The sequence below is a fragment of the Catellatospora aurea genome (assembly GCF_042663325.1).
GTDB lineage: Bacteria > Actinomycetota > Actinomycetes > Mycobacteriales > Micromonosporaceae > Catellatospora > Catellatospora aurea.
In genome coordinates, this window is sequence record NZ_JBHTAC010000028.1 from 31,627 (window position 1) to 45,730 (window position 14,104).

Annotated in this window: 10 protein-coding genes; 9 read left to right on the forward strand and 1 reads right to left on the reverse strand. The window is 69.6% G+C overall.

Going from position 1 to position 14,104, the window contains the following annotated elements:
• Positions 1-135 precede the first annotated feature (135 nt).
• Entirely contained in the window at positions 136-360 is a 225-nt protein-coding gene (locus ACFQO7_RS24370; RefSeq protein ID WP_360527108.1) for a tautomerase family protein, read from the forward strand.
• A gap of 147 nt (positions 361-507) precedes the next feature.
• On the opposite strand, the gene ACFQO7_RS24375 is transcribed toward ACFQO7_RS24370, so the two are convergent.
• The gene (locus ACFQO7_RS24375) at positions 508-1,299 is read right to left on the reverse strand and encodes an IclR family transcriptional regulator (protein ID WP_376808534.1); all 792 of its coding nucleotides are present in this window, start codon (positions 1,297-1,299) and stop codon (positions 508-510) included.
• Positions 1,300-1,501: 202 nt separating this feature from the next.
• Here ACFQO7_RS24375 and kduI point away from each other — a divergent pair, with 202 nt between their 5' ends.
• The 8 genes from kduI to ACFQO7_RS24415 all read left to right on the forward strand — a co-directional run bounded on the left by kduI (position 1,502) and on the right by ACFQO7_RS24415 (position 14,035).
• Positions 1,502-2,281 carry a 5-dehydro-4-deoxy-D-glucuronate isomerase gene (gene kduI, locus ACFQO7_RS24380; RefSeq protein WP_376808535.1) on the forward strand — a complete coding sequence of 260 codons (780 nt, stop codon included), beginning with the start codon at positions 1,502-1,504 and terminating at the stop codon, positions 2,279-2,281.
• On the forward strand, positions 2,278-3,057 hold the full coding sequence (gene kduD, locus ACFQO7_RS24385; protein WP_376808536.1) for a 2-dehydro-3-deoxy-D-gluconate 5-dehydrogenase KduD: 780 nt from the start codon (positions 2,278-2,280) through the stop codon (positions 3,055-3,057). Before kduI ends, kduD begins: the two co-directional genes overlap by 4 nt.
• Before the next feature lie 175 nt (positions 3,058-3,232).
• Positions 3,233-4,279, forward strand: a complete 1,047-nt coding sequence (locus tag ACFQO7_RS24390; RefSeq protein ID WP_376808537.1) for a sugar ABC transporter substrate-binding protein — start codon at positions 3,233-3,235, stop codon at positions 4,277-4,279.
• A gap of 95 nt (positions 4,280-4,374) precedes the next feature.
• On the forward strand, positions 4,375-5,274 hold the full coding sequence (locus ACFQO7_RS24395) for an ABC transporter permease (RefSeq protein WP_376808538.1): 900 nt from the start codon (positions 4,375-4,377) through the stop codon (positions 5,272-5,274).
• On the forward strand, positions 5,271-6,824 hold the full coding sequence (locus ACFQO7_RS24400) for a sugar ABC transporter ATP-binding protein (RefSeq protein ID WP_376808539.1): 1,554 nt from the start codon (positions 5,271-5,273) through the stop codon (positions 6,822-6,824). Before ACFQO7_RS24395 ends, ACFQO7_RS24400 begins: the two co-directional genes overlap by 4 nt.
• Positions 6,821-7,816 (forward strand): ABC transporter permease, encoded by a 996-nt coding sequence (locus ACFQO7_RS24405; protein WP_376808540.1) that lies wholly within the window; start codon positions 6,821-6,823, stop codon positions 7,814-7,816. Before ACFQO7_RS24400 ends, ACFQO7_RS24405 begins: the two co-directional genes overlap by 4 nt.
• Before the next feature lie 53 nt (positions 7,817-7,869).
• Positions 7,870-9,363 (forward strand): aldehyde dehydrogenase family protein, encoded by a 1,494-nt coding sequence (locus tag ACFQO7_RS24410; protein WP_376808541.1) that lies wholly within the window; start codon positions 7,870-7,872, stop codon positions 9,361-9,363.
• A gap of 370 nt (positions 9,364-9,733) precedes the next feature.
• Complete coding sequence (locus ACFQO7_RS24415) at positions 9,734-14,035, forward strand: LamG-like jellyroll fold domain-containing protein (RefSeq protein ID WP_376808542.1); 4,302 nt, start codon at positions 9,734-9,736, stop codon at positions 14,033-14,035.
• Positions 14,036-14,104 lie beyond the last annotated feature (69 nt).

The window sequence follows — 14,104 nt, forward strand, 5'->3', positions numbered from 1 at the left end:
ACAGGCCGAACCGATGTCAAGTATGTGAACTCAGCGCGGAGGGCTCCGTTGCGCTGTCCAGGACAGCCCGGTAGCGTTCGTTCACGTCAGTGAACTGAAGTCCGTATGATGGACAGCCGGCAAAGGAGGGGCGCCATGCCCAACATCACCGTCGAACTGCTCGCGGGCCGGTCCTTGGAGCAGCGCAGGGCCTTCGCCCGGGCCGTGACCGACAGTGCCGTCGAGATCCTCGGAGCCCGTGAGCAGGACGTCCGGATGGTGTTCACCGAGATCACCGCCGATGTCGTGGCCAACGGAGGCGTGCTGGCCAGTGAGGACGCCAGCCGTGCCGGGGTGGTGGCCGCGCTCGCCAAGGACTGAGGTCGCTGTTCAGGCGCGCAAGTCGATGGGCCGCACCGGCTCGGCCTGGCTGGTCGAGGGTCCATGCGGGTATGGAAAAGGGGCCGACCCGTGGTCGGCCCCTTTTCGTCGTTCGAGGTGCGGCCTCGGCGGCCGGTACGTGGCGGGTCAGCGCGCCAGCCGGTTGTCGCGCATCGCGGACAGTCGCGCCTTCACGCTCAGCAGGGTCTCGATGATGAGGTCCTCCCGGCCCTGCTTGAGGCGGCTGATCGGGACGGCGACGCTCAGCGCGTCGACCGAGCGGCGGGAGAACGGCAGCGCGACGCCGAAGCAGCGCACGCCCAGGCACGACTCCTCGCTCTCCTCGGCGTAGCCGACCTGGGTGGCCTTGTCGATGATCGCCAGCAAGGCGTCGCGGTCCGTGATCGTCTGGGCGGTGATGGCCTTGATCTGGTGGGGCACGAGCGTCGCGCGGACGTCCTCGGGCATCTCGGCGAGCATCGCCCGGCCCAGGGCCGTGCTGTAGACGGGAAGGCGCCGGCCGACGGCCGAGTACATCCGCAGCGGGTACTTGGACTCGCGCTTGGCGGTGTAGATGATCTCCGCGCCTTCAAGGCGGCCCAGGTGCACCGTCTCCTCGGTGGCCGCCGCGATCTCGTCCATGACGGCGCTGGCGCGCGACAGCACCGGGTCGCCGTCGATGTAGGCGGAGCTGACCGTCAGCGTGTGCACGCCGAGCCGGTAGATGCTGCCGGTCTGGTCGGTGTCCAGCCAGCCGCGGGCGCACATGGTGCGCAGCAGCGCGTGCAGGCTGCTCTTCGGGATGCCGAGGCGCGTGGCCAGCTGCAGCTGGGTGCCGGGGCCGTTGGCGGCTATGTCGTCCAGGACGTCGAGGACACGCGCGGCGGACTTCACCTGCGAGTTGGCGGAGCTGCTGTTGGCCGTTCTGTCCGCGTCCACCGACGCCTCCTCATCAATCAACCGTGGTGCAGGTACTACGCGTACCACACTAAACCACAGTTCACATAGAGGGACTGATTTCGGCCCCTTGACCCGTGATCGGAACCACAGGTATCGTCGCGCTCAGTTCACATAGCGGAACCGGGTTCACAAACGAGGAGAAGTTTTGATCGAGGTAAGGCACTCTGCATCGCCGTCCAGCGTGGAGACGGCAACGAATGCGGACCTGCGAAAGAACTTTCTCGTCGAGAGCCTGTTCCGCACCGGCGAGGTCCGCGGGGTCTACACCCACGACGACCGGCTGGTCGTCGGCGGAGCGGTGCCCGGCGCCGGACAGCTCGAGCTGCCGGCCTGGGACGTGCTCGGCGCGACCACGCACCTGACCCGCCGCGAGCTCGGCATCGTCAACGTCGGCCAGGCCGGGCACGTGCTCGTCAACGACGAGAAGCTCGAGCTGCGCCACCTGGACGGGCTGTTCGTCGGCCGGGGCAACGAAGTCGTGTTCGCCGGTGAGGACGCCGCGTTCTACTTCGTCTCCGCCCCGGCGCACGCGACCTACCCCACCGCCCTGCTGAGCCACGCGGCGATCGAGCCGGTCAAGCTGGGCACGCCGCAGGGCGCGAGCGAGCGCAGCCTCTACCGCTACGCCTGGGGTCAGGAGCTGCAGACCTCGGTGCTCCAGTTCGGCGTGACCGTCATCGCCGACGGCTCGGTCTGGAACACCTTCCCGCCGCACCTGCACGACCGGCGCACCGAGGTCTACATGTACGTCGACCTCGACGAGAAGGACCGGATCTTCCACCTGATGGGCCAGCCCGGGGCCGCCCGCCACCTGGTCGTGCGCGACCGCGAGGCCGTCATCTCCCCGCCGTGGTCGATCCACTCGGGCGTCGGCACCGGCTCCTACGCCTTCATCTGGGCCATGGGCGGCGAGAACAACGACTACACCGACCTGCAGCCGGTGGCGCTGGAGGACCTGTGACCGCCCAGCCCGCCGCACACCTCCGCTCGCCGTTCGACCTGACCGGCCGCTGCGCCGTGGTGACCGGCGCGGGCCGCGGCCTGGGACAGGCCATCGCCGTCGGGCTCGCCCAGGCGGGTGCCGACCTGGTCCTGCTGGGCCGGCCGGGCAGCCAGTCGGCCACCCGGGACCGGCTGTCCGTCTTCGGCGCCAAGGTGGAGACCGTCGACCTCGACGTCAGCGACCACGAGGCCGTCGAGCGGGTCGCGGCGCAGGTGAACAGCGACCGCCAGGTCGACATCCTGGTCAACAACGCCGGGATCATCGACCGGGCCGACTCGGTGGACGTGAGCCGCCAGTCGTGGAACCGCGTGGTGGACGTCAACCTCAACGCTCTGTTCCTGCTCTGCCAGCAGTTCGGGGGCCCGATGACCGAACGCGGGCACGGCAAGATCGTCAACGTGGCCAGCCTGCTGTCCTTCCAGGGCGGGCTGCGCGTGGCGGCGTACGCCGCCAGCAAGCACGGCGTCGCCGGCGTCACCAAGGCCCTGGCCAACGAGTGGGCTCCGCTCGGCGTGCAGGTCAACGCCATCGCACCCGGCTACATGAACACCGACAACACGACCGCGCTGCGGGCGGACCCGGACCGCTCCCGGGCCATCCTCGAGCGCATCCCGGCGGGCCGCTGGGGAGACGCCTCCGACATCGCCGGAGCGGCCGTCTTCCTGAGTTCCGCCGCCGCCGACTACGTCAACGGCCATGTCCTGGTCGTCGACGGAGGCTGGATGGCCCGCTGACCCTGGCCTCCAGCGCACCAAAACCGCACCATACAACGACACTGTCGCCACCAAGCCCACCCGGCGGCAGCTTTCGCTCTCTGTTTGTGCCACCCACCGCCGGATCCTCCGGCACTGAAGAGATCGAGGACAAACCGTGAAGATCGCGTTCCGTCCCACCGCAGTCTTATTGACCTTGTCCCTGGCAGCCGCAGGCCTGGCCGCCTGCAGCGAGGCCCCCGCCGGGGAGAACGGCCCCGCCGGTGCGGGCGCCTGCAAGCCGGCCGACGTCAAGCTCGTCGGCCAGGTCCGCAACGAGTCCAACCCCTACGAGGCCTCGTGGCTGGCCGGCGGTGACGCCTTCGCCAAGACCGTCGGCCTCACCCAGCAGCGCCTCACCTACGGCGGTGACTCCACCAAGCAGCAGGAGCAGATCAGCCAGCTGCTCGCCGGGGACACCAAGTGCCTGGTCATGAACGTGCTCCCCAACGGCGACTCGGACACCGCGCCGATCGTCAAGGGCGCCGACAAGGCCGGCGCGTTCCTCGTCACCCAGTGGAACAAGCCGGCCGACCTGAAGCCGGCCGACTACCAGACGTGGATCAGCCACATCACCTACAACGGCGTCGAGTCCGGCAAGCAGATCGGTGACGCGCTGGCCAAGTCGATCGGCGGCTCGGGCGGCATCATCGCGCTGCAGGGCGTGCTGGACACCGCGGCGGCCAAGGACCGGTTCGCCGGCCTGCAGGAGTCGCTCAAGGCGAACTCCGGTGTCCAGCTGCTCGACCAGCAGACCGCCAACTTCTCGCGCGCCGAGGCGCTGACGGTCACCAAGACGCTGCTGACCAAGCACGGTGACAAGGTCAAGGGCATTTGGGCCGCCAACGACGACATGGCGCTCGGCGCCCTGGAGGCACTGCAGCAGGCGGGTAAGGCCGGCAAGGTCGCCGTCGTCGGCATCGACGCCGTGCCCGACGCCGTCACGGCGGTGCAGAACGGCTCCATGACCGCCACCGTCTCCAGCGACGGCACGTGGCAGGGCGGCATCGGCCTGGCGATCGGCTTCTGCGTCGCCACCGGCAAGCTGCAGGTCAAGGACATCGCCGCGGACAACCGGGCGTTCTTCGCCGAGCAGTTCCTCATCACCAAGGAGAACGCCGCCGACTTCGCCCAGCCGAAGACGGACCCGGCGGACTTCGACTGCGCCAACGTCTTCAAGCGTGTGGCCGGGCCCCTGAAGTGACGGTCACATCCGGGACCGCCGCGTCTCGCCGGGTCTTCCGGCGGGGCGCGGCGTTTCGAGACGCCGGGCCTCCGGTCGCGCTGGTCGTCCTCTTCTTGATCTTCGCGGCCCTGAGCCCGCAGTTCCGCAGCATTGAGAACGTCCAGAACATCGTGGACGCCGCCGCGGTGCTCGCCGTGGTCACCTGCGGCATCACGTTCGTGCTGATGATGGGGTCCATCGACCTGTCGTCCGCCGGCGTGATGGGCGCTTCCGCCCTGACCGTGTCGCTGCTGGTGGCCAACAACCGCAACGACAACGACTTCGGGCTGCTCGGGATCGCGGTCGCCGTCGCGCTGGGCTGCGCGTTCGGCTGCCTGAGCGGGCTCGCGCTGGTGCTGCTGAAGGTGCCTTCGTTCATGGCCACGCTCGGGGTGTCGGCGATCGGGCTCGGTGTCGCGACCCTCCTGTTCGCCGGCGTCCAGCCCAACATCACCGACGCCATGCTCAAGAGCTGGGCGATCGAACGCTTCCTGGGCTTGTCCTACCTCACCTGGATCGCCGCCGCGTGCATCCTGGTCGGCTGGCTCATCCAGCGCTACACCCGGCTCGGCCGGTACGCCTTCGCGATCGGCGGCGCCGAGGAGGTGCTGACGCTGTCGGGCGTCAAGGTGAAGCCGTACAAGGTCGCGGTGTTCGCCCTGGCCGGCGCTTTCTACGGGCTGGGCGGGGTCATGGTGACCAGTCAGCTCGGCGCCGGTCTCGTGCAGGCCGGCAACGGATACGACTTCTCGGCCATCACCGCCGCGGTCGTCGGCGGCACCCTGCTCACCGGGGGCCGCGGCGGCGTCCTGCACTCCGCGGTGGGCGTCGTGCTGGTCATGGTGCTCACGAACGGTCTCGTGCAGATCGGCGTCAGCCCGTACTGGCAGGGTGGGGTCGAGGGGCTCATCGTCGTGGCCGCGGTCGCCGCCGCGGTCATCCCCCAGCGTCGCAGAAACCAGGTGGTCAAGTGAGCGTCCCAGCCGAACGGGAGCCCACCACGTCCGCGCCGGTGCCGGCGCTGGAGGTTCGCGGCCTCGTCAAACACTACCCGGGCGTGAAGGCACTCGACGGCGTCGACCTGGTCGTCCACCAGCACGAGGTGCTGGGCCTGGCCGGCGAGAACGGCGCGGGCAAGTCCACGTTGCTCAAAGCGCTGGTCGGCCTGGTCACCCCCGACGCCGGCGAGATCTACGTCCGCGGCGAGGCCGTCAAGCTGCGCAGCGTCGTCGACGCCGCCGACCACGGCATCGGCATGGTGTTCCAGGAGCAGTCGCTGGTGCCCAACCTCACCGCCGCGGAGAACATCCTGCTCGGCGGCGAAGGGGGCGCGGTCCGTCGCGGCGTCTACCGCTGGGACGTCATGCGCCGCCTGGCCCAGGAGCAGCTCGACAAGATCGGCTCGAAGATCGACCCGCTGGCCCGCACCGACTCGCTGTCCTTCGCCGACCGGCAGATGGTCGAGATCGCGAAGGTGCTGCGCATCGAGCAGCGCAGCCAGCACCCGCCGGTCATCATCCTGGACGAACCGACCTCGGTCCTGGAGTCCAAGGAGATCGAGACCCTGTTCGCGCAGATCCGCCGGCTGCGCGAGTTCGCCTCGGTCGTGTTCGTCTCGCACCGCCTCGACGAGGTGCTCGACGTGTGCGACCGGGTCGCGGTGCTGCGCAACGGCCAGTCGGTCGGCGAGGTCGCCACCGCCGGGGCCGTCCCGCGCGAGCTGCACCGGATGATGATCGGATCCACCGGGTCCGACGACCACTACCACGAGAACGCCGCCACGGCCGTCGAGGCCGAGCAGCCCCGGCTGTCCGTACGCGGCCTGTCGGGCCAGACCTTCCGCGACATCGACCTCGACGTCGCGGCAGGCGAGATCGTGGCGATCGTCGGTGTGCACGGATCCGGCCGGGAGGACGTCTGCCGCGCCCTGTTCGGCGCGGAGCCGACGACCGCGGGCGAGATCCGGATGGACGGCAAGAAGATCAGCCTGCCGAACACCCGCGCCGCGTGCGCCGCCGGAATCGGCTACGTGCCGGCCGAACGCAAGACGGAAGGCATGGTCGGCCCGATGTCGGTGGCCGACAACATGACCCTGACCAAGCAGAAGGCGCGCTGCTCCGGCCCGTTCGTGGCACCCGGGAAACAGGCCGGACTGGTCGACCGCTGGATCGAGCGGCTGTCCATCCGCACGCCGGGCCGCGACACCCCCATCCAGCGGCTGTCCGGCGGCAACCAGCAGAAGGTGGTCCTGGCCCGCTGGCTGGTCGGCGGCGACATCCGGCTGCTGCTGCTGGACCACCCGACGCGCGGCCTGGACATCGGCGCCCGCTCGGAGGTCTACCGCCTGATGCGCGAGCTCGCGGCGAACGGGGTCGCCACCGTGCTGCTGGCCGACAGCCTTGAAGAGGCCATCGGCATGGCCGACCGCATCCTGGTCATGAACGACGGCCGGGTGGTGGCCGAGGTCGCCTGCCCCAACGGCGGCAAGCCGAGCCCTCTGGACCTCGTGAAAGAGATGGTATGAGCACTCCCGTCGCCATGCAGCCGGTCGCCGAACCCGCGACCGGCCGGAACGGCCCCCGCGCAGCCCAGCGACTCACCGGGTTCATGCCGCTCATCGCCCTGGTGGCGCTGGTGGCCGCACTCGCCGTCGCCGACCCGGACTTCCTGACCGCGCGGAGCCTGACCGCGGTGGCGCGGACCGCCGCGCCGCTCATCGTGCTCGCCGCGGGGGCGACGCTCATCGTCCTGTGCGGTGGCATCGACCTGTCCATCGCCGCGCTGGCCTCGCTGACGACCGTCCTGCTGGCCCTCTGGCTACCGCACCTCGGCGGCCTGGCCACGCCGGTCGTCATCGCCGTCGCGGCGGCGATCGGCGCTGTGCAGGGACTGGCGCACGTGCTGCTACGGATCCCGTCGTTCATCGTCACGCTGGGCGGGATGAGCATCCTGTCCGCGGTCGCCCTCGTCGTCTCCGGCGCCGGCACCGTGCGGGTGGTCGACGACACCCCGGTCGCGTGGCTCGAGCTCTACCTCGGCGGCTACGTGCCGATGTCGGCCGCGATGGCGCTGCTCGTCGTGGCCCTGATCGCCGCCGTCCTGAAGGCGACCCCGCTGCAGAGCTGGATCTCGGCCACCGGCTACTCCGAGTCGGCCGCGCGGCTCGCCGGAACGCCCGTCGACCTGGTCAAGATCGGCGCGTTCTGCGTCTCCGGCGCCTGCGCCGGGTTCGCGGCGGTCATGCTGGTCTCCCGCCAGTACAGCGGCGGACCGACCATGGCCGACAACCTGCTGCTGCCGGCGGTCGCGGCGATCGTCGTCGGCGGCACCGCCATCACCGGCGGCCACGGCAGCCTCTGGCGGAGCCTCGCCGGGGCGCTCGTGGTGACGTTGCTGCGGGTCGGCCTGCCGATCGTCGGCGTGCCGTCCGCCTACGAGCAGATCCTGTACGGCGTGATCATCGTCGTCGCCGTCGCACTCACCCTCGACTGGTCGAAAGTGTCGATCATCAAGTAACCGATGCCGCTCCGGTGTCACGACCACGGTATTCGCACATAGGGAAGGCCACCATGTCCAACGAGAACTCCGCACTCCTGCCCGCCGTCCGATCGTTCCTGTCCTCGCCCAAGCAGCTGCTCATCGGCGGCGAGTGGGTGGACGCGAAGGACGGCAGGACGTTCGACACCGTCAACCCGTCGACCGAGGAGGTGCTGGTCCAGGTCGCGTACGCGTCCGCTGTCGACGTGGACCGTGCGGTCGTGGCGGCGCGTACGGCGTTCGAGTCCGGCCCGTGGGCGAGGATGACCCCGCGCGACCGCTCCCACCTGCTGTGGCGCATCGGCGACCTGATCGACGCCCACGCCGACGAGTTCGCGCAGCTGGAAGCCCTCGACAACGGCAAGCGCGTCGAGGCGGCCCGCGACGGTGACGTCGCGACCTCCGCCGAGCTCTTCCGCTACTTCGCCGGCTGGGCGACCAAGATGGAGGGCACGACCATCCCGATGTCCGTGCCGGGGCGCGAGTTCCACGCGTACACCCGCCGCGAGCCGGTCGGCGTCGTCGCGGGCATCGTGCCGTGGAACTTCCCGCTGCTGATGGCCTGTTTCAAGATCATCCCGGCGATCACCGCGGGCAACACCGTCATCCTCAAGCCGGCCGAGCAGACCCCGCTGACCGCGCTGCGCCTCGGCGAGCTCCTGCTGGAGGCCGGCCTGCCCGCGGGCGTCGTGAACATCCTGCCCGGCTTCGGCGACACCGGGGCGGCGCTGGTCGACCACCACGGCGTCGACAAGGTCGCCTTCACCGGCAGCACCGAGGTCGGCAAGAAGATCGCCGCCGCGGCCTCGGGCAACCTCAAGAAGGTCTCCCTGGAGCTCGGCGGCAAGGCACCCAACATCATCTTCAACGACGCCGACATCGAGGCAGCCATCGCCGGGGCGGTGCTGGGCGGTTACTTCAACGAGGGGCAGTGCTGCGTCAACGGCTCGCGCCTCTACGTCCAGCGCGACGTCTTCGACCAGGTCGTCGAGGGGGTGGCCGCGGCCGCGCGCGCCATCAAGGTGGGCGACGGCTTCGACCCGACCTCGCACATGGGCCCGCTGGTCTCCAAGGAGCAGCACGAGAAGGTGCTGGGCTACATCCGGGGCGCGGTCGCCGAGGGCGCGGTGCTCAACGCGGGCAGCGCCGACGCGGTCGGCGATCGCGGCTTCTTCGTGCAGCCGACGCTCATCACGGCCGTCAACGAGCGGATGGCCGTGCAGACCGACGAGATCTTCGGCCCGGTCGTGACGGCGATCCCGTTCGACACCGAGGACGAGGTCGTCGCGGCCGCGAACAACACGGTGTACGGGCTCGCCGCGGGTGTCTGGTCGCGCGACATCGGCACCGCCCACCGCGTCGGCGCCCGCCTGCGGGCCGGCACGGTGTGGCTCAACACGTGGCACGCCGACGACGTCACCCTGCCGCGCGGCGGCTTCAAGCAGTCGGGCTGGGGGCGCGAGCTCGGCTCGTTCGGCCTGGACGACTACACCGAGCTCAAGACCGTCATCGCCGAGCTGCGATGAGCTCAGCTCACCGCAGAGGTGAGCCATGTGCGTGACCTGACGAGGTGGGCCCGCCGGAAGATCCGGCGGGCCCACCTCCGTGTCTGCACTCTGGGTGATGTCCTGGGCGACAGTGCCGGGTCTGTGGCTACATCTTTTTTGATGTGAGCACATCAAAATCGATGTAGCCGCTCCACCCCATGCATCCATCCGGTTACGACAGACGGCCGTGATAGAACGAGTTGTGGTTCGCATATGAGAACGCTGTTAAAACTCGGTTCACGTACGTGGACACGATTCTTGACAGGCTATTCACGGGTGTCTTACGTTCAGGCTCCCGTGGCGGCGGCCGTCCTCGCCGCCACGCCCGCCGAACCTCAAGGGATGCCTTATGAAAGTGCCCCGCAGGTCTGCCCGCACCCTCCTATTCGCACAACTCGACCGACGGTTCCGCGGACTGTCCGGTCGGGCCGCTGCGGCGTTCGTCGCGCTGGCCACGATCGCCGGGTTGCTGACCGGCCCCACCGCGGCCCACGCAGCCCCCGACAACGACGGCCGGCTCAGCATCCTGCTGTTCTACAAGGCCAACTTCCACGCCTCCAACGTGCAGGCCCGCCAGGCCGTGCGTGACCTGGCCGCCCAGCTCGGCACGCAGTACGGCCAGCCGGTGGACATCCAGGAGACCGACGACCCGGCGGCGTTCAACACCGCCAACCTCGCCATCCGCGACACGGTCGTCTTCGCCCAGACCGGTGGCGTCCTGTTCAACGCTTCGCAGCGATCCGCGCTGGAGACCTACATCCGCGGTGGCGGCGGCTTCATGGGCCTGCACTACACCGGATGGTCGGTCGGCGAGAGCGAGCACGACGTCAACCCGTTCTACGCCCGCCTCGTCGGCGCCGTCTCCGAGGGACACCCGGAGAACCCGGGCGTGCGGCCGGGCCGCGTGTTCGTGACGAACACCAGCCACCCGCTCACCCAGGGCGTGACGGCCAGCCTCACCCGCAGCGACGAGTGGTATGACTGGGTGGTCAACCCGGCCCCGTGGGTGCGCACCCTCATCCAGGCCGACGAGTCCTCCTACGGCATGGGCCGCCAGGGCTCCATGCACCCGGTCACCTGGTGCCAGACGATCGACTCCGGCCGGTCCTGGTACACCTCCATGGGCCACGAGGGCACCGCGTACAGCGAGTCCTACATGCTCGCCCAGATGAAGAACGGCCTCGCCTACGCCGCGAAGCTGCTGGCCGGCGACTGCTCGCCGCCGGTCAAGGACCAGGCCGGCTCCTGGAGCGGCGTCACCCCGTGGCCGCTGGTCCCGATCAACATGGCGCTGACCTCCGACGGGCGCGTGCAGTCCTTCGGCAGCGTCGGCGGCTGGGCCAACGACACCACGCCGTACGACTGGACCGGCAACGACGGGGTCACGCAGGGCGGCCAGATGGAGGTCGACCTCTGGGACCCGGCCACGCCACGGACCCTGGCGAACGTGCGCAACGGCATTCTGCCGAACACGACATACACGGACCTGTTCTGTGCCATGCAGGTGCAGTCCCCGCACGACCACTCCACCATGACGGTCGGCGGCGACGACGGCATGGGTGGCAACGCCCCGAACGACGGCGCGATCGGCGTCACCAGCTACACCACCAACAACGGGCTGCAGAACGAAGCGCCCATGAACTACCCCCGCTGGTACCCGACCGGCACCACCATGCCGAACGGCGACGTCGTCGTGCAGGGTGGCAGCCTCACCGGTGGACCGGGCGGGCGCGGTGTGCTCACCCCGGAGATCTACACCCCGGAGCAGGGCTCGGGCTGGAAGAAGCTCACCGGGGCCACGAACTCGGCCGCGTACGGTGACGGCGGGTCCGACCACGCCGGCGCTGACGAGAACCGCTGGTGGTACCCGCGTGCGTTCGTCTCCCCGACCACCGGGACCCTGTTCAACATCACCGGCACGCAGATGTACGAGCTCAACCCGTACGGCAACAGCGGCACCGGGCAGCTGACGCTGCGCGGCACCCTGCCCACCAACATCTCCAACCAGGGCGCCAACGGCAACCCGGTCGGTGCCACCTCCACCGCCACGATGTTCCGCCCTGGCAAGATCCTGCAGGTCGGCGGCGGCTGGTGGGGCAACGGCGGCGGCCCCGACGGCGCCCGCGCGGGCTTCGTCGTCGACATCACCGGCGGCACCGCCAACCCGGTCGTCACGGCGACCCAGCCGATGAAGTACCAGCGCCACTGGGCGACCTCGACGCTGCTGCCCGACGGCCGCGTGCTGGTCACCGGCGGTGGCCGGGAGAACAACGGCAACAGCGGCTACGTCACCAACCCCGAGATCTGGAACCCGGACACCGGCGCCTGGACCGAGGTCGTCATCCCGGCCGAGCACGCCCGGCTCTACCACTCGACCGCCCTGCTCCTGCCCGACGGCCGGGTCATGATCGGCGGCGGCGGCGCGCCCGGCCCGCGCAACTACACCGATGTGGAGTACTACTCCCCGTCGTACCTGTTCGACGGCAACAACGCCGCCCCTCGCCCGGTGATCAACACCGCGCCGGCGAAGATCGGCTACAACGGCACCTTCCAGATCACCGCGACGGGCACCGTCTCCAAGGTCGCGCTGGTCCGCAACGGTTCGGTGACGCACGGGTTCAACAACGACCAGAACTTCCAGAACCTGGCGTTCACCCAGTCCGGCGGCACGGTGACCATCAACTCGCCGCTCAACGGCAACTACGCCCCGGCCGGCGCCTACATGCTGTTCGTCTTCGACGCCGCCGGCACCCCGTCGGTCGCGAAGATCATCAAGATCGACCCCGCGGTCATCATGACGCAGCTCAACCCTCGGGTCGTCGACCAGTTCGAGTACCCGCGCCTGCCCGCCGAGTGGCGCACCAACAACCCGCCCGCGACGGTCGACGTCGCCGCCGGCAACAGCCGGATGGTGCCGTGGACCGTCCAGAGCCAGGTCCAGCTGGTGCGTGGCAACGCCACCGGCCAGGGCGGCCTCGGCTTCACCGGCTACCAGCTGTCGCTGGGCACCGCGGGCAACATCAGGCGCACCGTCAGCGACCTCACCCCCGGAGCCACCTACCGGATATCGCTGCGCTACGCCCGCGACGCCCGGTCCTCCGGGACCGCCGCCGCGACGGCCAGCCTGTCGATCGGCAGCCTGAGCACCACGCTCACCGCCACGACAGCCCAGCCGTCGACAGCCGCCTACGGCACCTACTCCGGCACCTTCACCGCCGCGACCGCCTCGCAGGCGCTCACGCTGGCAGGGACCGGTGGCGCCAGCCTGATGATCGACGACCTGGTCATCGTCGGCGACAACGCCCCGCCGCCCGCCACGGGCATCCCGGTGCGGTACGAGTTCGAGGAGGGAACCGGCACCACCGCCGCCAACACCGGCTCCGTCGGCTCGATCGGGTCCGCCGTCCTGACCGGCACCACCAGCTGGTCCGTCAACGGCGTGCTCGGCAAGGCCGTCAACCTGCCCGGCGGCAGCACCGCGAACGCGGTGGACCTGCCGGACAACCTGCTGCAGGGCGCGGCGAACTTCTCCACCAGCCTGTGGGTCCGCCCCGACACGAAGTCCAACTGGACCGGCCTGTTCCACATCGGTGACGGACTCGGCTCAGCCGGGAGCTACTACCAGATCCAGATGCAGACCCAGGCCAGTGGCAGCACCGGACTCGCCGTCACCTTCAAGGGCAAGACCGGCCCCGAGGAGCGCGTCTTCGCCACCCCGGCGCAGGACGTGGCCGTCAACCAGTGGAACCACGTGGCCTTCACCCGGCAGGGCCCGATCGGCACGCTGTACCTCAACGGCGTGGTGATCGCGACCCGGACCGACCTCACCGTCGGCATGACCGAGGTCGGCCCGACGGCCAACAACTGGCTGGGCCGCAACGGCTACGGGGACGCGGCGTTCGACGGTCTCATCGACGACGTGCGCCTGTACACGTCCACCCTGACCGCGGCGGACATCGCCAAGGCGTACAACGAAGGCGTCGCCGTCCGCTACACCTTCGACGAGAACACGGGGACCACCGCCGCGAACACCGGCGCGAAGTCGTCGATCGGCGCGGCCTCCTTCCTGGGTACGACCGGCTGGAACGCAGCCGGCAAGTACGGCAGCGCGGTGTCGCTGCCGGGCGGTGCCGCGAGCACGAACAACCACGTCAAGATGGCCGACAACATCGCGTCCGGACTGGACGAGCAGTTCACCGTGTCCTTCTGGGCGCGTCCGGACACGCTGCCGAGCTGGGTCCCACTGGTCCAGATCGGCAGCAGCACGGACACGTTCTTCCTGCTCCAGTCGTCCACGAACGGCACGACCACCGGATTCGGGGCGACGTTCAAGGCGGCCGGAGTAGCCACGCAGGAACGGCTTCTGCTCGGTGCGGGCAACGACCTGCCGCTCAACGCGTGGACGCACGTGGTGTTCACGATGAACGGCTCGACCGGGAAGATCTACTTCGACGGCGTCCTGCGGGCCACCCGCACCGATTTCACCATCGGCATCGGTGACGTCGGCGTGGGCGGCACCACCACGGCCAACTTCATCGGCGGCACGAGCTGGGGGGATTCCCGTTTCGACGGGTTGATCGACGACTTCCGGCTCTACGGTTACGAGCTCACCGCCGACCAGGTGACGCAGGTGTATCAGGGTCGCCGATGAGGTGACGCTTTGCCAGATCATCCACACCGGCTGCTGATCGATCCGGCACCTGGTGGATGACATGACGAC